This is a genomic window from Flavobacteriales bacterium (assembly GCA_020635395.1).
Lineage (GTDB): Bacteria > Bacteroidota > Bacteroidia > NS11-12g > UBA9320 > UBA987.
Genome location: JACJZV010000001.1, coordinates 210,403 through 236,471 on the forward strand (window position 1 = coordinate 210,403; position 26,069 = coordinate 236,471).

The 26,069-nt window shown below is 38.7% G+C and carries 19 protein-coding genes and 2 tRNA genes; 15 read left to right on the top strand and 6 right to left on the bottom strand.

Annotation, left to right across the window (positions count from 1 at the left end):
- Positions 1 to 1,821, top strand: a complete 1,821-nt coding sequence (locus H6607_00900) for a hypothetical protein (protein ID MCB9260924.1) — start codon at positions 1 to 3, stop codon at positions 1,819 to 1,821.
- On the opposite strand, the gene H6607_00905 is transcribed toward H6607_00900, so the two are convergent.
- Both H6607_00905 and H6607_00910 read right to left on the bottom strand, forming a co-directional pair.
- Positions 1,811 to 2,077: a hypothetical protein gene (locus tag H6607_00905; GenBank protein ID MCB9260925.1), complete on the bottom strand. Its 267-nt coding sequence runs from the start codon at positions 2,075 to 2,077 to the stop codon at positions 1,811 to 1,813. The two genes, H6607_00900 and H6607_00905, sit on opposite strands and share 11 nt — an antisense overlap.
- Complete coding sequence (locus H6607_00910; GenBank protein ID MCB9260926.1) at positions 2,077 to 2,682, bottom strand: sigma-70 family RNA polymerase sigma factor; 606 nt, start codon at positions 2,680 to 2,682, stop codon at positions 2,077 to 2,079. The genes H6607_00905 and H6607_00910 overlap by 1 nt, the downstream gene beginning before the upstream one ends.
- 139 nt (positions 2,683 to 2,821) lie before the next feature.
- On the opposite strand from H6607_00910, the gene ald reads away from it, so the two are divergent.
- The gene (gene ald / locus H6607_00915; protein MCB9260927.1) at positions 2,822 to 3,937 is read left to right on the top strand and encodes an alanine dehydrogenase; all 1,116 of its coding nucleotides are present in this window, start codon (positions 2,822 to 2,824) and stop codon (positions 3,935 to 3,937) included.
- A 78-nt stretch (positions 3,938 to 4,015) separates the two neighbouring features.
- Positions 4,016 to 4,708 carry an alpha/beta fold hydrolase gene (locus tag H6607_00920; protein MCB9260928.1) on the top strand — a complete coding sequence of 231 codons (693 nt, stop codon included), beginning with the start codon at positions 4,016 to 4,018 and terminating at the stop codon, positions 4,706 to 4,708.
- 73 nt (positions 4,709 to 4,781) lie between these two features.
- On the opposite strand, the gene H6607_00925 is transcribed toward H6607_00920, so the two are convergent.
- On the bottom strand, positions 4,782 to 5,189 hold the full coding sequence (locus tag H6607_00925) for a hypothetical protein (GenBank protein ID MCB9260929.1): 408 nt from the start codon (positions 5,187 to 5,189) through the stop codon (positions 4,782 to 4,784).
- Between the two features lie 200 nt (positions 5,190 to 5,389).
- A complete protein-coding gene (locus H6607_00930) occupies positions 5,390 to 8,302 on the bottom strand; it encodes an insulinase family protein (protein MCB9260930.1) in 2,913 nt (970 codons plus the stop codon).
- A gap of 158 nt (positions 8,303 to 8,460) precedes the next feature.
- On the opposite strand from H6607_00930, the gene H6607_00935 reads away from it, so the two are divergent.
- Complete coding sequence (locus tag H6607_00935) at positions 8,461 to 10,437, top strand: carboxypeptidase regulatory-like domain-containing protein (GenBank protein ID MCB9260931.1); 1,977 nt, start codon at positions 8,461 to 8,463, stop codon at positions 10,435 to 10,437.
- 23 nt (positions 10,438 to 10,460) lie between these two features.
- Here the strand turns inward: H6607_00935 and H6607_00940 are convergent, their stop codons facing one another.
- Positions 10,461 to 10,643 carry a hypothetical protein gene (locus H6607_00940; protein ID MCB9260932.1) on the bottom strand — a complete coding sequence of 61 codons (183 nt, stop codon included), beginning with the start codon at positions 10,641 to 10,643 and terminating at the stop codon, positions 10,461 to 10,463.
- Between the two features lie 117 nt (positions 10,644 to 10,760).
- Positions 10,761 to 11,774, bottom strand: coding sequence for a WYL domain-containing protein (locus tag H6607_00945; protein ID MCB9260933.1), 1,014 nt, complete (start codon positions 11,772 to 11,774; stop codon positions 10,761 to 10,763).
- A 164-nt stretch (positions 11,775 to 11,938) separates the two neighbouring features.
- On the opposite strand from H6607_00945, the gene H6607_00950 reads away from it, so the two are divergent.
- From H6607_00950 to H6607_01000, 11 genes are all read left to right on the top strand, one after another.
- Positions 11,939 to 12,020: transfer RNA gene (locus H6607_00950), tRNA-Leu, on the top strand.
- A 28-nt stretch (positions 12,021 to 12,048) separates the two neighbouring features.
- Positions 12,049 to 12,121: transfer RNA gene (locus tag H6607_00955), tRNA-Phe, on the top strand.
- Between the two features lie 620 nt (positions 12,122 to 12,741).
- A complete protein-coding gene (locus tag H6607_00960; GenBank protein MCB9260934.1) occupies positions 12,742 to 13,833 on the top strand; it encodes a slipin family protein in 1,092 nt (363 codons plus the stop codon).
- 136 nt (positions 13,834 to 13,969) lie between these two features.
- Positions 13,970 to 15,205 carry a M48 family metalloprotease gene (locus H6607_00965; protein MCB9260935.1) on the top strand — a complete coding sequence of 412 codons (1,236 nt, stop codon included), beginning with the start codon at positions 13,970 to 13,972 and terminating at the stop codon, positions 15,203 to 15,205.
- Positions 15,205 to 20,646: a DUF4011 domain-containing protein gene (locus tag H6607_00970; protein ID MCB9260936.1), complete on the top strand. Its 5,442-nt coding sequence runs from the start codon at positions 15,205 to 15,207 to the stop codon at positions 20,644 to 20,646. The genes H6607_00965 and H6607_00970 overlap by 1 nt, the downstream gene beginning before the upstream one ends.
- On the top strand, positions 20,646 to 21,506 hold the full coding sequence (locus H6607_00975) for a hypothetical protein (protein MCB9260937.1): 861 nt from the start codon (positions 20,646 to 20,648) through the stop codon (positions 21,504 to 21,506). Before H6607_00970 ends, H6607_00975 begins: the two co-directional genes overlap by 1 nt.
- 224 nt (positions 21,507 to 21,730) lie before the next feature.
- Positions 21,731 to 22,048, top strand: a complete 318-nt coding sequence (locus tag H6607_00980) for a hypothetical protein (GenBank protein ID MCB9260938.1) — start codon at positions 21,731 to 21,733, stop codon at positions 22,046 to 22,048.
- Between the two features lie 202 nt (positions 22,049 to 22,250).
- On the top strand, positions 22,251 to 23,018 hold the full coding sequence (locus H6607_00985; protein MCB9260939.1) for a nucleotidyltransferase domain-containing protein: 768 nt from the start codon (positions 22,251 to 22,253) through the stop codon (positions 23,016 to 23,018).
- Positions 23,009 to 24,064 (top strand): nucleotidyltransferase domain-containing protein, encoded by a 1,056-nt coding sequence (locus tag H6607_00990; protein MCB9260940.1) that lies wholly within the window; start codon positions 23,009 to 23,011, stop codon positions 24,062 to 24,064. Before H6607_00985 ends, H6607_00990 begins: the two co-directional genes overlap by 10 nt.
- Before the next feature lie 72 nt (positions 24,065 to 24,136).
- Entirely contained in the window at positions 24,137 to 25,303 is a 1,167-nt protein-coding gene (locus H6607_00995; protein MCB9260941.1) for an RtcB family protein, read from the top strand.
- A gap of 73 nt (positions 25,304 to 25,376) precedes the next feature.
- The gene (locus H6607_01000) at positions 25,377 to 26,066 is read left to right on the top strand and encodes an NUDIX hydrolase (GenBank protein MCB9260942.1); all 690 of its coding nucleotides are present in this window, start codon (positions 25,377 to 25,379) and stop codon (positions 26,064 to 26,066) included.
- Positions 26,067 to 26,069: the final 3 nt, after the last annotated feature.

Below are 26,069 nucleotides of genomic sequence, written 5' to 3' on the forward strand. Positions count from 1 at the left end.
ATGGAAAGTGAAAATATGGTTTTGAACCGTTTATTAAAAAATAGAAATTGGATAAAATGCGGCTTTTTGGGGCTGCTATTTTCGTCAGGTTTGTTAGGAAATGCCCAGAATATAACTTCCCCGTTTTACCTCAAATACCTTTTTACGGAAAACGATTATTTTAAAAATTTTAACCTTGATGGTTCTCGAATAACTGGCAATGCCAACAAGCAGTTTTTATCCACTCATTTAATAAACGCCAACATATTGAGTAGTACTTCTGTCAATCCGGCTGAATTTTATGGGATTGAATCATCCGGCCAAACCTATTCCTATTATTTAAATTGGCCTGAGTATAAGAAGAAGGAATTCAGCTATGTTCGTGCTGCCTCTATGAATCAAGCGTATGCGGCTATTAAAGTTCCTATAAAATATAAAAATGGCAAATTGCCCAATTTTAATTGGCAGGGATTTGCGGCTTTTCAGAATCAGGACAATTCTAGGTTTCAAGGTACATTGGATAACCTCAATTTAAATGCACAATCCATAAATGCGGGTTTGACATTGAATAATATGCACTATAGCTTAAAACAAAATTTTAGAGCTAAATTGCACTACGTGGGTGGAAACACTTCTGGCACTTATAACATAAACAATGCTTTATCATGGCAACAACGAAACATAAAAGGCGATTTTTTGGTAGCTGATTTTGACTACACCCGAAGGTGGTCGAGAAATCATACATTGAAGGCAGGAATAAATTCTCAGCTTTATCGCCAAACGTCTCAGTTTGCCCGCAGCTATTTTGTACATACAAATCAATCAAACTTTTGGTTGAACGACGTTTTATACAGAAAGAAAAACAACTACGAAGTAGGGGTGAGGCTAACTCAAAATTCGGCCAAAACGGATGTTTTTGGCGATACTTCTGTCAACTATTTTGTTGGCCACTTTTATACCACTTACAAGCATTGGTTCAAAGAAGATAAAACGATGTTTGAGTTTAGCCAACAGCTCGGTTATCATTCAGAAGAAAAAGTATTTTGGAACCCATTTTTGCTTTTTTCAAACAAAGTAAAGGATGACTTGACTGTGCAACTTGGAGCGATGCAGCAAAAACGAACGCCGGGTTTGCTGTTTGAGTTCCAATCTTTTTTTAACCAAATTCGGCCAAATCAACTCGTAAGTGGTACTTACATAACAACAATGCAAGAAACCTACAAACAGGCGTTTGTGAATTCAAGTTATAAAGTAACACATTATCAAACCCTCGAAATAAAATACATATACAATGAGTTGCCCGATAAATGGTTGTTAAAGGCTAAAAGCAATATGCTTGAGCGAGGATTGATGAAATATTCTACTTTACTGGTAAAACATCAATGGTATAGAGTCAGAATAAATGGTTGGCTTTTGTATCAAACCAATATTGCCGAAACGTACAATGCAGAGATGCTGCCCAAACATTTGGTTCATGGGTATTTTGAAACTCGTGGAGATCAAAAACATATATGGAGAAATATTCCATTTTTTGACCATTTTAGATACTTCACACCCAAATTGAAAATTGAGACTGCTTACCTTTCTAAATATTACATGCCCATGCTTCAAAATCAAAAAATGATTGAGCAAAGCGGCGGTCTGTTTTTAGATTTATTGGCCGAACTAAATTTTAGAAATGAATATTACTACAAAGAAAACTATAATGTAAAAAATATAACACTCCAATTTGGTATAACGAATGCCCTAAACGAGGGGCAGTCCAAAACGTATGCCGAAACATCGCTATACCGGCCCATTGCCCCAAAACGAATGCTGGTGGGCGTTTCGGTTAGTTTTTAGGGTTGTTGGTTAATGCAGCAATGGTTTTAGACTTTAAATCATCAGTGGGATAGTCTGTTTTGGATAAGTTCATTTCATTAATATTTCGCTCAATAAAATCAACCTGCTTTTCAAATGTTTTACAGGCCGAGCAAATTCCGGTATGCACCTTTAAAAGACATTTTTCGGAAGTGGATAAGCCAACATTGTGCTTTTTGTGCATAAGCTCCACTGCCTTTTGGCATGATAACCATAGTTTTTGAAATAATTTTGTCATTATACTCTTTCAAACCAATTTTTGGTTAAACAATCACGAAGCTGCGTTCTGGCACGTTCCAACATTTTCCAATAGTTGGCTTTGCTTAATCCAATTTCTTCAATGGTTATTTCTGATTCTAAATATTTTATCATAACAGATTGTTTCCAGCGTTCAGGCAAATTTTCGATGCAAAAGGCAAAGGTTTTTCTAAATTCCAAATCATCCAATAGATTGTCGGTTTCCCAGGGTTGTGGGGCAAACTCCGATTTCCAATGTCCTTTTTCGTCAAACCAATCAGTTGAATCTTGTTCTGAGAAAGTCTCCTTATTTCGATAAACCTGACGTAAATAATCCAGAATTTTATTTTTTAAAATGGAAAACAACCAGGTTTTAGGCGAACTCTTGTGTTGAAATTTGTCGAATGATTGATGGGCTGCCAAAAAGGTTGTTTGCACTAAATCTTCAGCCACCTGAACATCATTTATACGTTTAAGAGCATACGAAAACAATGCATCTGTGTGTTCATTAACCCATTGAGTCAAAATGTAGTTCGAGTTGTTTTCTGCACCGCCAACCGCCATGGCTGCGAAAATAGAAAGGATGTATAGAACCCAATATTGCATTTTGGATAACTGACAGTTATATTACCAATGCAGTAAAAAGTACCAATGGATCCAAAACGTTGTTTTTACTTTTCATTTTTTCACTTGTCACTTGAAAGGTAAATCTTAATTTTGCTCACTTTTTTTAATATAACAGGCAATGATAATCGGAGTACCTAAAGAGATTAAAAACAACGAAAACCGAGTGGCATTAACCCCAGCAGGTGTGGCAGAATTTAAAAAGCACGGACACACTGTTTATGTGCAATCAACAGCTGGATTGGGCAGCGGTTTTTCGGATGAAGAATATGTAAAAGCCGGAGCACAAATGCTTCCAACTATTGAAGAAACCTACGCCATTGCAGAAATGATTATTAAGGTTAAAGAACCTATTGAGTCGGAGTATGGTTTGATTAAAAAGAATCAACTTTTATTTACCTATTTCCACTTTGCAAGCTATGAGCCATTAACACATGCCATGTTGAAAAGCGGTGCTGTTTGTTTGGCCTACGAAACGGTAGAAAAAGCCGATAGAAGTTTGCCTCTATTGGTTCCAATGAGCGAAGTAGCCGGAAGAATGAGTACTCAAGAAGGAGCAAAATATTTGGAAAAACCGATGGGCGGAAGAGGTATTTTGCTTGGTGGTGTACCCGGTGTTAAACCAGCCGAAGTATTGGTGCTTGGTGGCGGAATTGTTGGTACGCAAGCCGCAAAAATGGCTGCCGGATTAGGTGCTCATGTTACAATGATGGACATCTCTTTACCTCGATTGAGAGAGTTGGATGATATCATGCCCGAAAACGTAGATACTGTTTACAGCAACGAATACAACATCAGGGAAGCAATCAGAAAGGCTGATTTGATAATTGGTGCAGTATTAATTCCTGGAGCAAAAGCTCCTCACCTTATCACTCGCGATATGTTGAAAGATATGCGTCCGGGAACTGTTCTTGTTGACGTGGCCGTTGATCAAGGTGGATGTTTTGAAACCACCAAACCCACCACCCACCAAGACCCTACCTATGTAATTGACGGAGTAATACACTACTGTGTGGCTAACATGCCGGGTGCTGTGCCTTATACTTCAACATTGGCTTTGACTAATGCCACCTTGCCGTATGCTCTTCAATTGGCAAATAAAGGTTGGAAACAAGCATGCAGCGACAATAACGAATTGAAGTTAGGTCTAAACGTAGTTGACGGAAAGGTATGCTACAAAGGTGTTTCTGATGCCTTTGGTTTGGATTACTATCCTGTTGACGGGTTTTTGAACTAAGAAAAAATCTTGCATCTGAACTATAAAAAATATGGCGATTCACAGAGCGTCATCGTAATAGTTCATGGGCTTTTTGGAATGTTGGACAATTGGCACAATATTGCCAAAAAACTTTCTGAAAAATTTACCGTTTATGCCGTGGATGTTCGCAATCACGGTAGCTCCCCTCACTCTAATGAAATGTCTTACAACTTGGTTGCCAATGATTTGCAAGAATTTATGGACGACCATAACATCCAAAAGGCACATTTTATCGGTCATAGTATGGGCGGCAAGGCTGTTATGAAAATGGCCGATTTGCATCCTGCAGCCATTGATAAAATGATTTTGGTGGATATTGCCCCTAAACGTTATAAACCAGGGCATAATGAGTTGTTTGATGCCATGTTTGGTTTGGATTTGGAAAATATCGAAACTCGAACAGAAGCAGATCAAAAGTTGTCGGAATCAATTAAAGATGCGGGAATTCGCTTATTTCTTTTAAAAAATATAGAACGGAAAAAAGAAGGCGGATTTCAATGGAAAATGAATCTACATGCTCTTTACCATAATTATGATTCAATTATTGGAGAGGTGCAATTGGCTTGGCCATTTTCCAATCCTTGTTTATTTATTAGGGGCGAAAAGTCCAATTACATCTTACCATCTGATGAATCAAAAATTTTGGAGAAGTTTCCAAATGCACAGTTTGAAACCGTGGAAAATGCAGGACATTGGGTGCATGCGGATAATTCGGAGAGGTTTTTAAAATTGGTGTTAAAATTTTTGTAGGAACAGGCCTTTTAGGAACGCTGTAGGAACACGCTGTAGGAACACGCCTCGAGGCGTGTTCCTACAGCGTGTTCTATTTTTGATTATTCAACGGATGTTCCTTATCTCGTTCCCAATTTTTAACGTTGTGTTCGATGTAATAATAAATTCGGTTGTATTCTTCCTCATCTCGAATAATCCTATCATGAAAGCGAGCCTGCCATTTGAAATCGATAAGTCCATTTTCTCTACAAGTACGTGTAATCTTACCCTTAAAATGATTGACAAACGAACCCAAAGAACCTTTTTTTAATGGAGATAGATGCCCATATTTTGATTGAGATTGCGGTGGTTCGGCAGATTTTGATTCATTTTTTAACTCTATAATCAGATGAATATGGTTGGGCATTATAACCGACTTCTGTATTAAAACATCATCCTTAAATGCGGAAACGTTTTGGATGTTTTGATTTACAATTTCCCCAATATCTGACAATGTCATCTCAGAATTTGCGATTGAACCCAAATACGGAATCCGATTAGCACAAACAATGGTAATAAAATAGCACCAATTCGAGCTATAATCAAAATTCGGTAATCGGTATTGTTTGGTTTTTTTATACATGAAAAATAACGATTAACTGTAGGAACGCCTTGTAGGAACACGCCTCGAGGCGTGTTCCTACAAGACGTTCCTACAAATCAATACCCAAACAATTCTTCCAGTGAAAGAATCTTCACTGTACCAAGCGATTTTAGGTATTCCATATCCAGTTTTTCATCAGAGCCCAAAACAACGAGAATATAGTTGCCGCCCACACGGTTCTTATGGAACTCTGCCAAATCATTGAGCGAAATAGTCTCTAAACGCTGAGCAAGTTGGGCACGATTATCTTCCTCAATCCCCAATTTCAAACCTCGGTCATAGGCAAAAATAATTCCCATTTTCAATTGTCGGCCAGTTTGCAAACCTTGTTGCAATGCATTTTTGCTGTTGTTAAAAGTCTGGCTATCAAGTGGTATGGTGGTTAGCAAGTCGGTCATTGCCTCAATACTTTCTTTTAGTTTGTCTGCCTGTGTTCCCACATAACTCATCATATAATTATTTTCGCCAAGTTTTGAGGCAGAAACATAATAGCCATAGCATGAATAGGCCAAAGCCTTAGATTCTCTAATCTCTTGGAAAACGATACTACCCATGCCGCCACCAAAATATTCATTGAACACAGAAATATCTGCTGCATCATTGGGGTTTACCAAATTCGATTTTTTAATCCAATTAATTTCGGCTTGCACCATGTCGTAGTGGGCAAAATAGACAACTGGATTTGTTGGCTCTTGCATTACATACTGAACCGGATTGGGTGTTTGAAGTGGTGTTTTAACTTTTGGGTGATTCTTTTTCAATGATTTAACTAATGCTTTGGTTGATAATGGGCCACTATACCAAATTTTATGCGGGTATTTGGTCAAGTTTCGGATATAACTTGTCAATTCCTCTGCTTTTATAGATTTCAATTGTGATTCAGAAAGCAGGTTGTTTGCCGGATTTTTTTCGCCATACATAGCATACGAACGCAGTTTTGACATGATTGAATATTTGCTGGTTTTGGCATCAGCTCTCGATTTTAAAACTTGATCTACGAACTGATCTAATTTGGCTTGATCCGGCTGCACATCGGCCAACAAATGCTCAAAAAGAGCAAGGGCTTCGTTGTAGCTCGAAGCCAAACCGTTTAAATAAACATAGCTCTGCTCCGCACCTGCCGATACCCCGTAATTGCAAGCCAATTTGTAAAACTCAGAAGAAATTTCATCCGTTGTGTATTTACTTGTACCTAAAAGTTCGAGGTATTGAACAGCCAAGGCCAATTTTTGGTCGTGACGCGAACCCAAATCCAACACATAATAGAGGCTAAACAATTGCTCATCGCCGTTCTTTACTTTCCAAATGGGCGTTTTTCTAACATTAGAAAAAATGATTTCTTCCTTATAATCAAGTATTTGAGGTTGAATAGGATTTGGTTTTGTCGCTAAAACAGCAGCGGCAAAGTCCGAATTTTTTCCTCGGTTTACTTCCACCTTATTTATTTCAGGTTTTTCAATTTTTACAGATTCAGGTTTGTCGCCTTGTCTTTTATAAACAACAACATGACCATCTACATAATATTTTTTTGCAAAGTTTATAATGTCTTCTTTGCTGTAAGTCAGCATTTTATCGAGTTTGGCAAGTTCTTCTTGCCAATTGCCAACGATAAAACCATCCAACAAACTGTAGGCCGTGCCTTGATATGAATCAAAACGAGAAATGTTGCTCACTTTTTCATTTAACACAATGCTTTTTATCAATTCCATATCAAAATCGCCCGATTTTATTTTGGCAATTTGATCATAAAAAAGTTGCTCAAGCTCTTCCAATGTTTGTCCTTCATTCGGTTCGCCCGAAAAATAATGTAAACCACGTTCTTTTAATAACATTGGGCTGCAATATGCTTCCAAACACTTCTGAGCCTTAACCATGTTTACATCTATCAAACCGGTTTTGGAATTGGCCAATATCAAATCTACCAACTGCACCAACGTGGCTTCATTGCTCAGTGCGTCTGGCACGCGGTAGCCCATGGTTAGCGACTCCGACTCGGGCCCAACAACTTCTATTATTTTTTTTGTTGCAAGAGCTGTCTCATCATCAAAATTCTTAGTTGGAACAGCCTTGTTTTGCATGTAGGCAAAATTCTTTTTAATCAATTCGAAAGTGCTTTCATAGTCTAAATCTCCGGCCATGATTATGGCCATGTTATTTGGGACATAATAGGTGTGAAAATATTTTCGTATCTCTACCAAACTCGGATTTTTAAGATGCTCTATGGTGCCAATGGTGGTTTGTCGGCCATAGTTGTGATTTGGAAATGATGCTTCAAACAGTTTCTCGTAAACTTGTCGTCCTTCATTGTCCATGCCAATATTTTTCTCCTCATATACTGCCTCTAACTCAGTATGAAACAATCGCAAAATGGGGTTTCTGAATCGTTCTGCCTCAATTGTTAGCCAAGTTTCAACCTGATTAGCCGGAATATCATTAACATAAACTGTTTCTTCAAAACTGGTAAAAGCGTTGGTGCCATTGGCTCCAATGCTTTGCAGCATTTTGTCATATTCGTTGGCAATAGCATATTTCGATGCTAATCCAGAAACCGAATCAATGGCTCGATAAATTTCTTTTCGTTTTGCCTCATCGGTGGTATGATTATAGGCTTCATACAAATCATCAATTTGTTTAAGATAAATAGATTCTTGAGCATAATCAAGCGAACCAAATTTGTCTGTTCCTTTAAACAGCATGTGCTCTAAGTAATGAGCCAATCCGGTGTGATCAGAGGGGTCGCTGCTGCTTCCGGCTTTGGTGGCAATTAATGTTTGAATGCGAGGCTTGGTTTTATTCTGTGCCAAAATTACAGTCAGGCCATTCTCCAACTTATACCATCGGCTATTGCTTGGGTCGTTGGTGTAAGTGGTGTAGGAGTTTCCGTTTGCATCGGTGTTGGTTTGAGCCTGTTGTGCAAGAGCCATGTTCAAACCCATGGCAATTAGGATGATTGATAAGAGTTTTCTCATTCTTTTTTTTTCTTCAAAAAACGGAAAATTTGTTACAGTAAAAAAGTAATTAAATCAAATACGAAATATAATCATACAACGTTTTGCGATTTGTTTGGCACTTTCATTTACCTTTCATCCATAAATTGCATGAAGGTAGGCATTAAAATTTTAGGCAGATGAAGAAATTAGTTGTATTTTTTTGGGTTGTTAGCCCTCTTTTTATGGTTCAAAATGCATTTGGCCAATCAATTAGCGGCAATGTTAAATCAACTTTTGAAGATGAGAGTTTAAGTTTTGCCAACGTAGATATATACTTGGGAGATTCGTTGGTGGCCAATGTGTTGACCGATATTGACGGAAATTTTAATGTCAAACTAAAGCCCGGCACCTATCGTTGCGAAATAAAATATGCCAGTCATGATGTTTTGACTAAAACCATAAAGGTAGAGAAAGACGAAACCATGAACGCCGAATTAAACGCCAAAGAAGAATATAAAAAAGGGTGGAGTTTTGGTGAAAATTCTGGAGGTAAAGATATGTCGGATTCTGAGGTGATTTCAAGAGATATATACTCCTACTCGGCAAAAAGATCAAAAGGACGATCACCAAAAATGGCAAAAACGTCTATGGACTATGATGCGGACTACGACGGCAGAGCATACGAATCGGCTTATGAAACGATAGCTGTCAGTCCAGCAGCTGGCATATTAGGGGAATCGCGTTTACCAATGAAAGGCGATATGTATGGGTACAACAATATTGCCGAAGCCGGAAAACTTACAGCAGGCGAAATAAATGATTTTAGCAAATGGACTTTGTGGACAGACCTCACAGAAAACGAACTCGAACAACACAAAAATCTTTGGAAAATAAATCCAAGCGGGCGTTTTAGTGTGCAAGTTACCAACCAAAACAGCCTTCCGGTGGCCAATGTAGTGGCAAAACTTATTGACGAAAAAGGAACAACAGTATTTCAATCAAAGACTGATAATACAGGTAAAGTCGAACTTTGGGGTAGCTTGCTTGGTAGTATTTCGGGAAATTTTCAGGTTTTGGTAGAACACAACGGCAAAACAACTAAGCAAAAAGTGCATAGCTTCGAAAAAGGGGTAAATTTTGTTAAACTAAATTCTGAATGTTCTCAGAGTGAGGCAGTTGACATTGCTTTTGTGGTGGATGCCACGGGCAGTATGGGCGATGAGATTGAGTTTTTGAAAAAAGAAATCAGTCAGGTTATTTTTCAATCAAAACAAATAAGTAGTACGCTCAATTTTCAATTTGCCAACGTATTTTATAGAGATGTGAATGATGAGTATGTAACCAGAACTCAAGATTTTACTCGTGTGTTGAGCGAGGCCAATTTGTTTATTTCTAATCAAACAGCCGGTGGTGGTGGCGACTATGAAGAAGCTGTTGAAATGGCCTTAGACACGGCCATAAATTATTTAAACTGGCGGGAAGAAGCCAGAACAAGAATACTGTTTTTGGTGCTGGATGCACCGCCACACAACAATCCGGAAATTCAAGAAAAACTCAGAAAATTGGGCGAAGAAGCTGCAAAAAAGGGCATTCGTATTGTGCCACTGGTGGCCAGCGGCATCAATAAATCAGCCGAATATTTGTTTAGAAGTTTGGCCTTAACCACCAACGGAACCTATGTTTTTCTTACCGACCACAGCGGCATCGGCGATTCGCATATAGCCCCTTCAACCGATAGTTATGAGGTAGAATTGCTCCAAAACTTGATGGTGCGGTTGATAAAAAGTTACACCTATATGCCGGATTGCAATCAACAAATTCCGGAGTTAAATCTTCATTATAATGACTCCACAATTATTGTTAATCAAATTACGCAAGATTCGACAATTAATGGCTCCGGCAGTTTACAAGCGGGTCAAAAAACAGATACGTTGAACATTGTTTGGAGTTTTTATCCAAACCCAACCACAGGGCTTGTTTATGTAAAATCCAATCAACTTATTAAAGAGCTTTATGTGACGGATTTAACGGGTAAAGTGCTACAAATTCATAAAGACATAAATAACGAAAGTCCGTTAGAAATTGACCTAAGCAGCTATGCCAGTGGGGTTTATCTAATTCGATACCCTTTGGGAAAACAGTGGGTAAGTGGTAAGGTGGTGCTGGCGAGGTAATATTTTTAGAAAAGAAAACAAATTCATTTTTCTACTCTAAATCGGCAAATTTCCAAGATAACAAGTAATACCATGGCTGTGCAAGTTATCAGATAAATACCCAACGGATATTCAAATGATTTTATAAGGCTTTCAACGGCAAACCCTCCAAAAAACAACATTATAGCAACCATTAACCATTGAAGCATAGCTATTCTTTTTTTCATGGAACAATAATAACCGAAATCTTAAATGCCGATACAAGAAACGGCAATTCGAGAATTAACAATGCGGTATCTAACTATGAAAAATGGTAGGTAAGTTGCAAGTGGATATTTTTAGTTCTAGTTAACCTCATACAGACTTGTTGAATTTTGAATTCTTCTTTTAATTGCATTTCTAAGTTTTTCGGGTTTTAAAACGTGCATTTGGTCACCAAACGATAGGATTTCCTTTTCCAATTCCATATTGTGTTGCACGTGAATGGTAAAAATAACCCCGGTGTCATTTGAAGAAACCTCGATTTGAGAGTGGTGGAGCGGTTTGGTACGTATGTATGGGGCATGCTTGGTGTCAACCAATAACTCAACGGTCATGGGTTGCAAGTTGCGAGACACAGTAACACCTATCACGTCGTTGAAATAGGTTTTGGGGTTAAACTCAAAATTATGCTGAAACGGAGCGTTTGATTTGTTGATGTCGAGTATTCGGTCAAGGGCAAGGTTAAAAATGGCATCAGCCGCCGATTTTTGACCAATTACAAACCACCTATTCCGAAATTCTTTGAGCAAATACGGATGAAAATCGAACGAATCTGGCTTTCGGGCTTTAAACGATTGATAGGTTATGCAAATACAAACCTTATTTTTTATAGCATTGTATAAAGCATCCAAAAATTCTAATCCTTTCAAATCTTCGTTTTTCTCAAAATCAATAATAGGAGATTCGTGTGTTCGTTGTACATAAATATGGTCTTCCATTTTTTGCACCATGCTGTCAAGTTCGCGGAAATGAGAAAACCCCTGAAACTGTTTCATAAAATCTACAACCTCAGTAAGCTTTTGCAAATCTTGCGATGACAGAGGTGTGTTGGTTATTGAATAATCCTTGTCTTCGTAGGTGTAGTATTTTTTATCAATTACCACAATAGGGGCAAAATAGCCAAGTTTTTCGCTTCGCATTATTTGAATATCAGCTTGCACCGTGCGTTTGCTTACACCTTTATCAACTCCTTCGTACTCGTACAATGCGTCCGAACACGCATCAATGAGGTCTTCCAACGTCCATTGTCGGTAGCGATTTTGCAGACATTTATCAATGGTTTTGTACCGAATGAGGGCATTTTTGTTTACAGCCATAAAAAAAATTAAATTTTTTCAAAAATATTTCGTTCTACGCAAAAAGATTGCGTACATGGGTTAAAATCTTTGTATCGTCAAACAAAGCAATGAAAGCTATTTCAACCTCGGTTGAGGTAAGAGGCCCCCGGATTCCTCCATGAGGTCCGGGGTTATTGAAACAAGCCCTGGTGTTGGAAATGGTAGTCATGAGGGTCTTAGAAACCTTGGCCGAAAGGCGTGCAGGTTCGAGTCCTGCCTGGGGCACAGCACAGACCGGCTTGGTCTGTAAAATGGAAGCATAGCAAAGTGGGTCTATGCGTTGGTTTGAAAAACCAAAGATAAAGGTTCGATACCTTTTGCTTCCACAAACTATGTGTCCCGACTCACTAAAAGTGTTGGAGTGAGTCGGGTAGTGGTAAAGACGATACGTCAAAACATACGGAGCCCTGTAGAGAGTTTCTGCACAACTCCTTAGCACTCAAAATATTATTGAAGAGTGTTCTGCTTTTGTATGAATTGATATATCCAGCATAACAACGGGGTCGCGGGTTCAAATCCCGTTTCCAATGGCATTGGAATAGCTCAGGTGGTTAGAGTACGTTGCTGTAAGTTGTGGGTTCGAGTCCCACTTCCGACTGAAAATCGGAATAGCTCAAATAGGTAGAGTATCAGAAAGTCACCCTCAAGAATGGGTTAATTCTTATTTGTTGGCTCAAAGCGGTTTTGACCAACCAAGTTGGAAAAGTTGAAGAAATTTAACAAACCAATATTTGACAATTTGTTCATAACCCTGAAAATAGCGGATACCGCTAAAACACTTTGTTTTACAATTCGCCCAAGTTGCAGTCTTTGAGTTTGAAGATGTGCTCATGGTCAGAATTCTAAAACCGAGAGGTTTGGCTTAACCTGTTTTCCGTTGCGAACGAAGGTTGAAACGGCTGCGAGCCTTTTTTTTAAAGAAATGTAAAATTAAAATATATGAATCATGTTTACGGTAAAAATCAAATTCGGAAAAATTGGTCTTGTTTATCGCTATGACGAACTTGTATCGGTATTGACCCAAGGAAAACACTTTATTAATCCTTTCACAGAAAGGGTAGTGTTGCACGATGCAGAGGGGCAGTTAAACTTGCCAATTCAGATTGAAGAATTGCTTCAAAATGAAAAAATTAGAGCAATATGCACTCTGGTGGAAGTGGCAGACAACAACATTTGTTTGGTAACCAAAAATGGTTTGTATGAGGTTGTTTTAAATCCGGGACGATATTTGTTTTTGAATGAAACCAATGTTTTTACTTTTACAAACATTGACCTGTTCAATTCAGAACGTGTAACGGACGGAGCTGTACTTAAATATGCCGAAAATCAGTTGTCAAACTATGTGCGAAAACTGGAGGTTGATGTGCACGAAGAAGCCCTATTGTTGGTAGATGGAGAATATAAAACCGTGCTACAGGCAGGTAAATATTTCTTTTACAAAAACAATGTTAAGTTGGCCATTCAAAAGGTTGACACACGCATGCAGGCCATGGAAGTTGGCGGACAAGAGATGCTGACCAAAGATAAGGCTAACCTGCGGCTAAATTTCAACTTGCAATACCGTGTTACGAATACCTTTAAAGCTGTTCTCGAAAATCGGGAGTACGAAAAGCAACTCTATTTGATAGCTCAGTTGCTGCTTCGCGAAATTGTGGGAACACTAACGCTTGACGAATTACTTGAAAACAAGGAAGTCATAACAGAATATGTGATGACCAATATAGTACAAAAAGCAAGTTCGTTGGGTGTAGAAGTAATCAATGCAGGTGTAAAAGACCTGGTGCTGCCAGGTGATATGAAGGAAATTCTCAATCAGGTGTTGGTGGCACAAAAGAAAGCTCAAGCCAACGTAATTACACGTCGCGAAGAAGTGGCCAGCACACGAAGTTTGCTGAATACGGCAAAATTGCTCGAAGAAAATGCAACACTTATGAGGTTGAAAGAAATGGAATACCTGGAAAGAATTGCAGAAAAAGTTGGAGAGATAACCGTTGCTGGTGGCACCGATGTTCTGAAACAACTAAAAGCCATTTTTTGATAAACGCGAGCCAAAAGGTTCGCGTTTTTTTGTTTAGCCAAAAATATTACAAACAATTGTCTGATTAACCAAATTACGTGCAGAGTATTTTGTTTGGAAAAACATAAAAATACTATCTTTCGCCAGATTAAAAGTGATGGATTCAACTGAACAAACAAGCACGATTCAATTAAGCCCGTTTCCCTATCATTTGGCACTTCGCAATCATCTTTTGGCCAGAACCAAAACCTGGGAATGGTTTTCTAAAGAGGACAATAGAGAAAAGCAAAATGAGGAAACAAAAAAAATGTTGCTCAAAAATGCGTACCGTCTGGATAGGGTATCCAGCTCTCAACTCTACGCTATTGCCGATGAAGTATGCAAAATTCTTGCAATAGATGCCCAAGTGGTTATGTATCAAGAAATGAACAGCCTACAGTTAAATGCCGGTGTGGTAATTCTTGACCAAGAGGCTCATATTATTCTTTCGGGTGGTATAATTAATTTGTTGGACAATGACGAGATGAAGTCGATATTGGCACACGAACTAAGCCACTATCTGTTTTATAAAACAGATGAGGGACAATTTGAGACGACAAACCGAATTATTGTGGCAATGGCAAACGACAGCGGAAGCGAAGACGCAATTATTGAAACGGCTCGAATTTACAAACTTTATATGGAGCTTTTTTGTGATACAGGTTCATTAAAAGTGTGCAATGATTATCAAACCGTCATTCGGGCATTGGTTAAGCTCGATACCGGTTTGACCAATGTAGATGCCTCAAGTTTTTTGGAACAGGCCAACGAAATTTTGGCAGGAAGCAACGAGGTTACGGGAGATTATACACATCCTGAATCATATATAAGGGCAATGGCCTTAAAGCTAAAGTCTGAAAACCATCCAGAATATTTGTCAACAGTCAAAAACTGGATAGAGGGCAAAATAGACATTGACAGACTCGATATTTTTAAGCAAAAAGAAATGCAAACCCTTACCCATGATATTATTCAACTTATAGTGAAACCTGCATGGATATGCAGTGCCACTGTGCTGAATATGTGCGAACAGTATTTTCAAAATTTTAGCAAATCCGAAACAAAACCTTTGGAAAAGGTTTCTACTGTTACTTCTACGGCAGCGGAGTCAGTAAAAACGTATCTTTCCTATGTTTTGTTCGATTTTAGTAGGGTGGACTCAAGTTTGGAAAATAACCCAATGGCTCACACATTTGAAATTGCAGAACAATTGGGAATGCATGAAGATTATGAGAGAATTATTCGCAAAGAACTAAAACTGTCTGTTAAAGAATTTAGAAACTATATTTCCTTAGCTATCAAGGAGTTGCAACAAACGAAAGAATCGAGTAACGAAACCATTTATAACGAATAATGAGCGACCACAATAAAAACAATGATTTTTTTGGTTTAATCCATAGACTATTAGAGTTTGGATTTACCAAAAACCCAGATTTTATAGCCTTCACTATTCCTTTACTTGAGCAAGTGAAAGGTTTTCATGAATTGAATAGAGTTGCTAATATTCTTCAAATTGACGATGTGGTATTTGAAGATAATGTGCTGAAAGTTTCAACCTCCCCTGGTTTCATCAGGCTGGCAAGCAGCAAAATTTTTGTAAAACCGATACAGAAATCAGGTATATTGGTTGACCAAGGATATGTTGAGCGAAAAGATTTGGATTCGTTTACCACACAATATTCCAACAAACATATTCGCTACGATGATGATGTACCGATAAACGAGCCGGTTTATATCAAAAATTACAGAGCGTGGGAAACAGAATTGGGTCATAACGACCCATTGACAGATATTTATGTTTTAGGTTTGATTCTGGCCTCGGTGGCTTATGGGTTAGATTTTAGAAATCAAGAAGACCTTGAAAAGTTTGTTAATAATCGGAACAGCCTTTATTTTCTCAATCCCTCGTTGCATGCCACCATGCACGATGTCATTTTTCAGATGACGCAGCTGTATCGAGAAGATCGAATACCGAATCTGCAAGACGCTATTGACAGAATCGTAAATTATCGAGAGTATAATCCGGAAAATCTGACCGACCTTACCAAAACCGAAGGATTTAGAAAGCAAGACATCTCCAATAGAAACAGTTGGATATTGTCAAAGCTCAAAAATAGATTGTTTGATACCAGCAGACGAAACAAATTGCTCTACTTCAAAGAACAGCTGAATTTCATGAATTTGACCATAGCCTCTGTGCCTTTGCTGCTCGATTACAAAAATATCAGAGAGAAGGATTTGATTTTTTGGAATGAAACTATCAAGAACAAAATCGTAAAATCAAAGAAATTGGTAGCCAATGATTTTATTGATTTTGAACAAAACCGATTTTTAGAACCAACCTTAAATCAAATCCGACTTGATGCCCAAAAGAGCCTTACGGAGTATGGTTTTAGCCAGCTAAGAATTGTAGTTGCATTTTTGCATTGGTACAACTTTAAAGAAAATGAAACCGAACGGATAACCTCGCCATTGCTGTTGTTGCCGGCCACACTATCTAAAAAGAAAGGAGTGCGAGATAGGCATATTCTTGATTTTGAGACTACCGAGGCGGAGGTAAATCCTGTGTTGAGTAATTTTCTGAAAGAATTATACGGTATTCAACTGCCCGATTTTGTGGATTTAGAGTCAAGCGACTTAGAGGATTTAATTCAAGGTATTGAAAAACAAATTGCTGCCGGTGGAACCGGAATTAGACTTGAGCTGCGAAAAACTCCAAAAATTAAACTCATTCACAGCATTGCCCGAAAAAATTTCAATTTAAGAACGGATAAATTGATTCGGCGAACATCTGGGCTTAATGTGCGAAGCTTTAACTATTCTTATCAAAAGGATGAATTTGTGCCGTTGGGGCTTCAAATATTCAAAGACAGGATAAAGTATAAAAACAATTCACTGGAATACCTCATCAACGAAGATTTGTCTCCGAGAAATAACATGATTCAGGAAAAAGAACGGGTTTTTTACGCCAATGATAACGAAGGAGAGCTGAATCCTTTGGTGTGGGAAGTGGATGCCTGCAACCTGACTCTTGGAAATTTTAATTATCGAAAAATGAGTCTGGTAAGAGATTTTAACCAGATAATAGACTCCAAAATAGAAGATAAGCTATTTGAACAACTTTTTAGTGAGTTGCCTTTGACCGCCAATAATGGTAACGAGGCGTTAAGTAGAAGTTCTCTGACTCAAAATTACCCCATCATATCAGCCGACCCAACCCAAACAAACGCTATTGAATTAGCCAGATCAGGCACAAGTTACATTATTCAAGGACCTCCGGGTACCGGAAAATCGCAGACTATTACCAATCTGATAGCCGATTTTATTGCACGCGATAAGAAGATATTGTTTGTGTGCGAAAAAAGAGCAGCCCTCGATGTGGTTTTTCATCGATTAAAAAACAAACAATTGGATGAATTATGTTGCCTTATCCATGATTCGCAGGCAGATAAAAAGCCGTTTATCATGAACCTGAAAGATACCTACGAAGGGTTTATGAAAAGCAAAACGGAAGTGAGCGAAACCACTCGCTATAGGCAGGTTGTTATTCAGGCAATAGAACAGGAAATGGATGTGCTGCAAAAGTTTCACTCTACCATGAAAACCGGAGACCATTCTCCGATTAGGCTGTTTGAGATATTGCATGCCTATAAACCAAATAAAGAATTTTTAATTGAATCAGAACTGATTCGCCTACCCGATTATGCGGAGTGGAATGAACATAAAACATGGATTTCCGAATGGATGGAGCAGTTGAGGCTAAGCGGGCTGTCGCCTGTTGTGGCTCAATATGCTTTTAGGGCAGTTGCCCCGGATGTGGCCAACTACCCAAATTCAAAATTAACGATAACCGAACTTCTGCATTCATGTATTCAACAAATGGATTATTGGCTCGAATTTGAAGACGACTCCGATGTAGAGCAAACCACAGTGGAAAAATGGCAGGAATGGTTTGCTTTATCCAAACGGGTAAAAGGGATAGTTTCTTGCGGAAAAATGTCGGTTTTTGATGCAAAAAGTGACGATGCAAAAGAGTTGCTCAATAGGATGAATCAAGTAAATCAATTGCAGGCAGAATACGAAAAGGTAATTGAAAAAAACAAACATTGGATAACCAAATGGGAATATGCTGATGTAGATCAGGCAATGGCTCAATGGCAAAATATGGAGAAGTCAATTTTGCGATTTGTCAATCCCACATTTTATCGAATTAAAAAAGAGCTGAAAGCATCTTACAACTTTAGTGCTCATAAAATAAAACCGGATATTTCAGCCATTTTAGCCAATCTAAATGAAGAACACCTAACAAAACAGAGGATAATAGACACCAAGCAATTTGTGATTGGCGAATTTGGGTTGAAGAATTGGGAGGAAGATGTGCATTGGATACAACAGCAACAGCGTCAACCAAGCGAAACGCTAAGGTCGTGGATGGGGTCAACCCAGATGGACTGGATTCAAAAATTAGTTGAAAATGAAGAATCGTTTGCACAATTTTTAAAAGATTGTGAAATGATTTTGGGCAATATCTCTACAAAAACATTCGATGAGGTGGATGCCCAGCTTCAACTTTGTTTGAAACAACTTCCTTCTTTTACCGCAAATGTTCCTTTTATTCAAAAACTTGGACGGGTAAATGAAAATTTGAAAAACTGCTTGTTACAAAAAAACTGGGAAACCTCTGATTTTGAGTTTCATACGGCCTATCGATCATTAAAAGATATTTACGATCGTCAAACAAGCTTCTCAATTACCAGTGGAGAAACGCTCGATACAAGTGTGCGGCGAATAAATGGATTGCTGTCAAAATATTATGAAGCCAATGTGCAAAGCATAAAGGCACAAATGATACACAAATTCAAGGATTCGGTTAGAATTACAGAAGCGGTAGCTGCCCAGTTGACAACCGATGAAAAGGTTAGAAAAAAAGAGCTATTGAATGCACGCCGCATATTGGAAAACGAATTCGGAAAAACAATGAGGTATAAATCCGTCCGCGAGTTGGCGGCAGATGCCAATAGCATGTTGACCATTTTAAAACCTGTTTGGCTTATGAGCCCTCTGAGCGTGAGCGATACGATGCCAATAGACACAAGTATGTTTGATGTGGTAATTTTTGATGAAGCAAGCCAAATAACAGTAGAGGAAGGTGTACCTTCCTTATTCAGAACAGGACAAACAATCATTGTGGGAGATGAGATGCAAATGCCGCCCACCAATTTCTTTGGGTCGGCCACTACAGATGACGAAGACGATGCTGAATTGCATGCCGGAATAACTTTGGATGCTGATAGCTTGTTAAATCAAGGTGCTCGCAAACTTCCATCCGTAATGTTAGGTTGGCATTATCGCAGCAGACACGAAAGCTTGATTAGCTTTAGCAATGCAGCATTTTATAAACGCGAATTGTTAACTATTCCAGATGTGAACTTTCATTCCGACAGTTCTCAGAAGTCAAAGCCCGTTGTGGATATAGAAGCAGAAATTGATTTAAAAGATATTTTGTCAAAAAGCATCAGTTATCATTTTTTAGAAAACGGAACCTACAGCAAAAGAACAAATTCAGACGAGGCCAGATACATTGCCCGATTGGTAAAAATGCTTTTAAATCATCCAGAAAAAAGAAGTATTGGCATTGTTGCATTTTCTATGGAACAGCAATCAGAAATAGAGTCAGCCATAAATAATTTGACCATTCAAGACAAGGATTTTGAGAGCAAGTTAGAGGCCGAATATAAACGAATGGACGATGACCAATTCAACGGTCTGTTTATAAAAAATCTGGAGAATGTGCAGGGCGATGAGCGAGATATCATAATTCTAAGCATCTGTTATGGCTACAATACTTCGGGTAAAATGCTTATGAACTTTGGTCCAATCAACAGACGTGGAGGTGAAAAACGACTAAATGTGATTTTTTCCAGAGCACGGAAAAACATGATAGTGGTAACCAGTATTCAGGCGGCAGACATAAAGAACGATTATAACGAAGGGGCAAATTATTTTAAACGATTTTTGGCCTATTCACAGGCCATTTCTGAAGGAAGAATTGACGCAGCCAACGGAATATTGGACTCTATGACCCGACAAAGTGAGGAGGTAATTTTAGCTAACAAACCAATCATTCAGCAAATCAAAAATCGAATTCACCAACTGGGCTATCAAGCTGATACGGGCGTAGGGCAATCGTATTTTAAGTGCGATTTGGCCGTTCGTTTTGATAGTCAAACTCAATATCGGTTGGGCATTTTAATCGATCATGGGCTGCACTATAAAGTGGATGATGTTGTAGAGCAATACTGTCAAAAGCCCGAAATTCTTAAATCATTTGGATGGAAAATACTACGCGTGTATTATAAAGATTGGTTGGACGACCCTAATAGGGTAATGGAAAGGGTAGTGCATATTCTTGAAAACGATAAAGATGAATTTGAGGTTGTGGAGGAAAACTTATTGATTAATGAGCAAAAAATTGACGATTTGATTGTTGAACTACAACAAAATGAACCTGCCCAATTAGTGGAAGAAACTATTGAAGAATTGAATGAAATATCCGAGAGAAAATCTGAGGCCACTGGACAAATGGAGTCGTTTCAACGTTTAGAGTTTAGTGAAGGTACAAGCAATAAATATTGGGAAATTGGGGTAAACCAAAATCGCGTAATTGTTCGTTACGGACGCATTGGAAACAACCCCCAAATCAACGAAAAGGAATTTGACTCGCATGAAATAGCTCAACGTGAGAAGGGAAAAATGATTGAAAAAAAACAGGCTAAGGGATATAAAAAAGTATAATGAAAATTTTTACCATCTGGGCAAAATATGAACAGTTGATGCGTGTTCCTATCGAATTCCAGAATTGGCAACCGGTAAAATTTGGAAATGAGGTATATACCTTTATTGGAGGCTCAAATCAATCTTACGAAGACGCGTTGAGTAAAGCCGTGGCAAAAGCTGATATCGTTTCTGCCAGAATTGAAGGCAAAAGAATCCCGTCCAAACCGCATTACTACGAAGTTGAGATAAGAGAAGAAATAATTGCAACCATTGATGAAAAAAATATAATTACACGAAACCGTTACGGTGCTTTAGTATTGAACTCACAGAATGTGATGAGCATTGATATAGATTCGGATTATTTTTTACAGGCCACCGCAAGGAGGGGTTTACGCAAATTATTCAAATTTATATTCGGTATATCAGAGTCTGACCCCGATATCTTATCGCAAATCGAAAAGATTATAAAACGTTTGGATTCACCGCTCACCTTTCGCATTTATCAAACATTTGCTGGATACCGGTTGCTGGTAATGGGTCATAAATTCGAGGCAAATCATTTTCAAACGAAAGAATATTTTAAAATATTTCATTCCGACCCTTTGTACGCCCATTTATGTTTCAAACAAAACTGTTTCAGAAGTCGCTTGTCAGCCAAGCCATGGAGAATAGGCTTGAAACGGAAAAAAATTATTTTTCCTTTTAGAACAGAAACGGAGAATGAGGAACACACAATTTGGGTGAGAGGCTACCATCAACGTGCAGATCAATACAGTGTGTGCCGATTTGTGAAACAAATAGGACCTGATTGCTCCGACAAAGTGATTGACTACCATGATAAATTCTGTAAAGTGCACAGTTCTTTGCCATTGGCTTAGGGAGAATATTTAATATTATTGTCATACTTGTAAAAACGATGTCCAAAAGAAAATCAATAACCTACTTTTGCCGCTCATGATTTTAAAACAACATATAGCAAGCAAATATTTTGAGCTGAATGGCTCAATGCTGAGGTTTGGAGTATAACGATTAGACAATTGTAATATGAAGACCCGGCCGCAACCGGGTCTTTTTTTTTGATTAAAAATTTTAGAAAAAACAAATGAAAACAACACTTACAAAAGGTTTTTTGACCAATCGAGATGAGACTGGTCGATTCATTGTGAAATCAATGAAAACGGGTAAAGTGTATTTTGTAGAACCCATTGATGATAAGCCTTTACAAAATCATTGGGGAGATGTGGACATTGCAGCAAAAAAATTAACCGGAGATTATGGGCAAAAATATCAAGGCTCAGTAAAATCCAACGAATCGCTGATAACAGAGGCCAATGGGTTTCAGAACATTTTGTTGCTCAACGGAAGCCCGTTTAGTGAAATTGAACGAAGAGAAGAAGCATATTTAAAATCAATTCAATAGCAAGAATTGAGGATTATAAAAGCCCGTCTCTTCGTTGAGTCGGGCTTTTTTATTTTCAAACAATTTGAGATTTCTTGGGGTAGGTATATCTACCGAAGCACGGGTGGGTGAAACAGTGCTTACCTTTTTAAGGTATTCAGGGGACAGGAAATCGAATAGTATGAAAATAATAGTATGGTTTTAATCATTAGATTGCAACAAAATGGAAATAACTAAAAAGCTCGAGGAGATAGAAAATCAACTCGGCATTAAAATTTTGTGGGCTTGCGAAACGGGCTCAAGAGCATGGGGTTTCCCTTCTCCGGATAGTGATTTTGATATACGATTGATTTACGTTCACCGTCCGGAGTGGTACTTTACTGTTAAAGAAAAGGAAGACCACCTTTCCTTCATGATGGAGGATGGAATGTTTGATATTACCGGTTGGGAGCTCAGAAAAAGTTTGCGACTGTTGTTGCGTTCAAATCCGCCTTTGCTCGAAAGACTTCAAAGCCCGATAGTTTATAAAAGTATGGAAGGGTTTCAAGCTGCAATGCTTGATTTAGCCAAACAGTTTTATTCTCGTCTTGCCACCATGCATCATTATTTGAGTATGGCAAAAAAGGGAATGGAGCATCTTGAATCGAATCAAACATTCAAACTCAAATCCTTCTTTTATGTGTTGCGATGCAGCGTGGTGTGCCGGTGGGTGGAGCAAAGAGAAGACATACCGCCAATAGTGTTTCAGCAGGCCTTGAACGGGTTAGATGTGGATTCTTTAATACATAGTGATATCCATCGGTTGGTAGAGCTAAAAGCAAATCAAAAGGAGGATTACAGACATTGCGGAGAAGAAAGATTGATGCATTTTGTAAAGGAAAACTTAAAAATGGCCGAGAATGTGGTTGGTTCGTTGAGGGTAGCCAAGTGTGATGTGAAACAGCTTGACAAATTCTTTTTTGAAACTGTAAACGGAATAAAATGGACTTAAATTCACTTGAACGAAGAAAATTGATTTTGCTTAAATGTGTGAGCGGGAGTAGGGCTTATGGCCTTGACACAGCAACTTCTGATGAGGATATCAGAGGGGTGTTTTATTTACCCTTCCATGATTTTTTTGGATTGAACTACACTTCGCAGATATCCGACGAACGAAACGATGTTGTGTTTTTTGAACTAAAACGATATGTAGAATTGCTCTGCCTCAACAACCCGAATATGATGGAATTGCTTGCCACTCCGCCCCAGTGTGTGCTTATAAAAAGTAACCTTCTCTCTGAGTTAACACCAGAGGTATTTCTTTCGAAGCGATGCAAGCAAACCTTTGGCAATTATGCAATTTCTCAAATTCAAAAGGCTCGAGGATTAAATAAAAAAATCATGAATCCGATGGATAAAGAGCGGAAGTCGGTGGAGGATTTTTGCTATGTAAGTTTTGGAGGTGGTTCATTGCCTTTGAAGCTTTATTTGCAAAATAATCAATGGATAGCAGAAAATTGTGGGTTAGTCAATATACCAAATATGCCCAATGTTTTCGGACTCTATTACCATAAAAATGGAGGTTATAATGGAGTTTCAAGTGGAGAAAATGCCAATGATGTTTGTCTAACTTCAATACCAAAAGGGGAAAATCAGATAACAATGTTGTATTTCAACAAAGACGCATATTCGGCATATTGCAAAAACTATAGGGAATATTGGAATTGGGTAGAAGTGAGAAATGAGGAACGCTTTAAAAACACCATGTCGCATGGAAAAAACTATGATGCAAAAAACATGATGCACACATTTAGATTGCTTGATATGGCCATAGAGATTGGCAAAGAGGGTAAACTAATGGTTCGACGGCCAAACCGCGATTTCTTGTTAAAGGTTAAAAGAGGGGAGTTTGAGTTCGATTATTTGATGGGATTAATTGAGGAGAAGCAACATGAATTGGAGGAAGTTTACGCACAATCTCAGCTACAAGAAGAACCGGATTTGATAAAAGCAAATGAAATACTTGTGGAAATAAGGAAGGAATTAATGCTTTTATGAAAAAAAATTATTGCTACGCAAAAACCTTGCGTACATGGCTTTTTGTTTTGAACCATAATTAATAAAAAAGATATGAAAAAGGTAATTTCCACAGAGACAAAACCCATCAAAATGTGGTTGGAAGAATTGGAAGACAATGCACTTGCACAAGCAAAAAACTTGGCAAATCTGCCGTTTACGTATAGTCATGTGCCAATAATGCCCGATAGCCACGCAGGTTACGGAATGCCCATTGGCTCGGTGCTTGCCACCAAAAGTGTGGTGGTGCCAAATGCAGTTGGTGTAGATATAGGTTGTGGAATGTGTGCCATGCCAACCGAATTAAACGCCGATGACATTGGGTCGGGAGAGTTAAAAGCTATTCTTTCTGAAGCCAGAAAATTGATTCCGTTAGGATTTAACTGGCACGACGAAATGCAAGATGAAACCTTAATGCCTGAGGGCTATGAACAACTTGAAATTGTGAGTCGGGGTTACATAAAGGCTCGAAAACAAATAGGCACACTTGGTGGAGGAAACCACTTTATTGAAATTCAAAAGGGCGATGATGGCAAAATTTGGGTTATGATTCACTCTGGTAGTCGAAACCTTGGTCACTCGGTTGCCAGCCACTACAACCAAATGGCAAAAGTACTCAACGAGCGATATTTTAGTTCGGTGGCTGCCGGATTCGATTTGGCCTTTTTGCCCATAGAAACACCCGAGGCCAAGGCATACCTAAAAGAAATGAACTACTGCATAGAGTTTGCTCTTGCCAACCGTAAGCTCATGATGACACGAACATTAGAGGCAATGAAATCCGTTATTGGAGAATTTCCTACCGGAGAGATAATCAATAAATCGCACAATTTTGCTGCTTGGGAGAACCACTTTGGCAGCAATGTGCTGGTGCACCGCAAAGGAGCCACACAAGCAAGATTGAATGAGTTGGGAATGATACCCGGTTCGCAAGGCTCTAATTCATACATTGTTAGAGGTTTGGGAAATGCTGATTCGTTTGAATCATGCTCGCACGGAGCTGGCAGAAAGTTGGGCAGAAAACAAGCACAACGCGAGTTAAATCTTGAAACCGAACGGAAGGTTCTTGACGAGAAAGGAGTTATTCACTCGGTGCGAAACAACCGTGATCTTGATGAAGCTCCCGGAGCATATAAAGACATCGATGAGGTAATGGCCAACCAAACAGATTTGGCCGAAATAGTGGTAAAATTAGAGCCACTTGCCGTATTGAAAGGCTAATGAAACGGCGGGAAAACTCCTGCCGTTTTGTTGTTAATGACGCAAAGTGATATTTTTGCGTAATAGGTACGCAATGAAAGAGCAATCTATTAAAGTGGCTGTAGATGCCGTGGTTTTGGGCTATAAAGAGGAGCAGTTGTATTTGCTTTTGGTTAAACAACGTTTTGGATCTTTTGCCGGACAATGGGTTATTCCCGGTGGATTTGTGTTGAATGGTGAAGGCCTGTCGGATGCCGTAAGACGCGAGGTGCGAGAGGAGACAGGTATTGAGGTGGACTATCTCGAACAATTATTTACCTTTGGCGATGATGTTGCCCGCGACCCGCGGGGTCAGGTTATAAGCGTTTCGTATTTGGCTTTGGTGAACCCCGAAAAATTTTCGCTAAATCCCGACACAGATGCCATTGGGGCAGAATGGTTTCCGCTAAAAGAAATTCCAACACTACCCTTTGATCATACGCTCATAGTGAAGAAAGGATGGGAAAGATTGCAGGCAAAACTTACCTATAAACCAATCGGATTTGACCTTCTTAAAACAGAATTTCGGTTTTCTGATTTAGAAAAACTGTATCAAACCATTTTAGAACAACCACTTGACAGGAGAAATTTTAGGAAAAAAATTCTGAGTTTTGGTTTTGTGGAAGAAACAGGCGGCGTGAGTGTTGATGGTAGTGGCCGACCTGGGAAACTGTATCGGTTCAATACGGCAAAATACAAAATGTTTGAAGACAAAGGATTTCACTTTGAAATTAAATTTGCGTAAAAA

Bases quoted from the DNA above. Each gene is read 5' to 3' on its own strand.
- H6607_00925 (MCB9260929.1), bottom strand. From the start codon at position 5,189: ATGACATTGTCAGATATTGGGGAAATTGTAAATCAAAACATCCAAAAC.
- H6607_01000 (MCB9260942.1), top strand. From the start codon at position 25,377: ATGAAAGAGCAATCTATTAAAGTGGCTGTAGATGCCGTGGTTTTGGGC.
- H6607_00975 (MCB9260937.1), top strand. From the start codon at position 20,646: ATGAAAATTTTTACCATCTGGGCAAAATATGAACAGTTGATGCGTGTT.
- H6607_00980 (MCB9260938.1), top strand. From the start codon at position 21,731: ATGAAAACAACACTTACAAAAGGTTTTTTGACCAATCGAGATGAGACT.
- H6607_00935 (MCB9260931.1), top strand. From the start codon at position 8,461: ATGAAGAAATTAGTTGTATTTTTTTGGGTTGTTAGCCCTCTTTTTATG.
- H6607_00965 (MCB9260935.1), top strand. From the start codon at position 13,970: ATGGATTCAACTGAACAAACAAGCACGATTCAATTAAGCCCGTTTCCC.
- H6607_00990 (MCB9260940.1), top strand. From the start codon at position 23,009: ATGGACTTAAATTCACTTGAACGAAGAAAATTGATTTTGCTTAAATGT.
- H6607_00960 (MCB9260934.1), top strand. From the start codon at position 12,742: ATGTTTACGGTAAAAATCAAATTCGGAAAAATTGGTCTTGTTTATCGC.
- H6607_00995 (MCB9260941.1), top strand. From the start codon at position 24,137: ATGAAAAAGGTAATTTCCACAGAGACAAAACCCATCAAAATGTGGTTG.
- H6607_00900 (MCB9260924.1), top strand. From the start codon at position 1: ATGGAAAGTGAAAATATGGTTTTGAACCGTTTATTAAAAAATAGAAAT.
- ald (MCB9260927.1), top strand. From the start codon at position 2,822: ATGATAATCGGAGTACCTAAAGAGATTAAAAACAACGAAAACCGAGTG.
- H6607_00930 (MCB9260930.1), bottom strand. From the start codon at position 8,302: ATGAGAAAACTCTTATCAATCATCCTAATTGCCATGGGTTTGAACATG.
- H6607_00910 (MCB9260926.1), bottom strand. From the start codon at position 2,682: ATGCAATATTGGGTTCTATACATCCTTTCTATTTTCGCAGCCATGGCG.
- H6607_00940 (MCB9260932.1), bottom strand. From the start codon at position 10,643: ATGAAAAAAAGAATAGCTATGCTTCAATGGTTAATGGTTGCTATAATG.
- H6607_00920 (MCB9260928.1), top strand. From the start codon at position 4,016: ATGTTGGACAATTGGCACAATATTGCCAAAAAACTTTCTGAAAAATTT.
- H6607_00970 (MCB9260936.1), top strand. From the start codon at position 15,205: ATGAGCGACCACAATAAAAACAATGATTTTTTTGGTTTAATCCATAGA.
- H6607_00945 (MCB9260933.1), bottom strand. From the start codon at position 11,774: ATGGCTGTAAACAAAAATGCCCTCATTCGGTACAAAACCATTGATAAA.
- H6607_00985 (MCB9260939.1), top strand. From the start codon at position 22,251: ATGGAAATAACTAAAAAGCTCGAGGAGATAGAAAATCAACTCGGCATT.
- H6607_00905 (MCB9260925.1), bottom strand. From the start codon at position 2,077: ATGACAAAATTATTTCAAAAACTATGGTTATCATGCCAAAAGGCAGTG.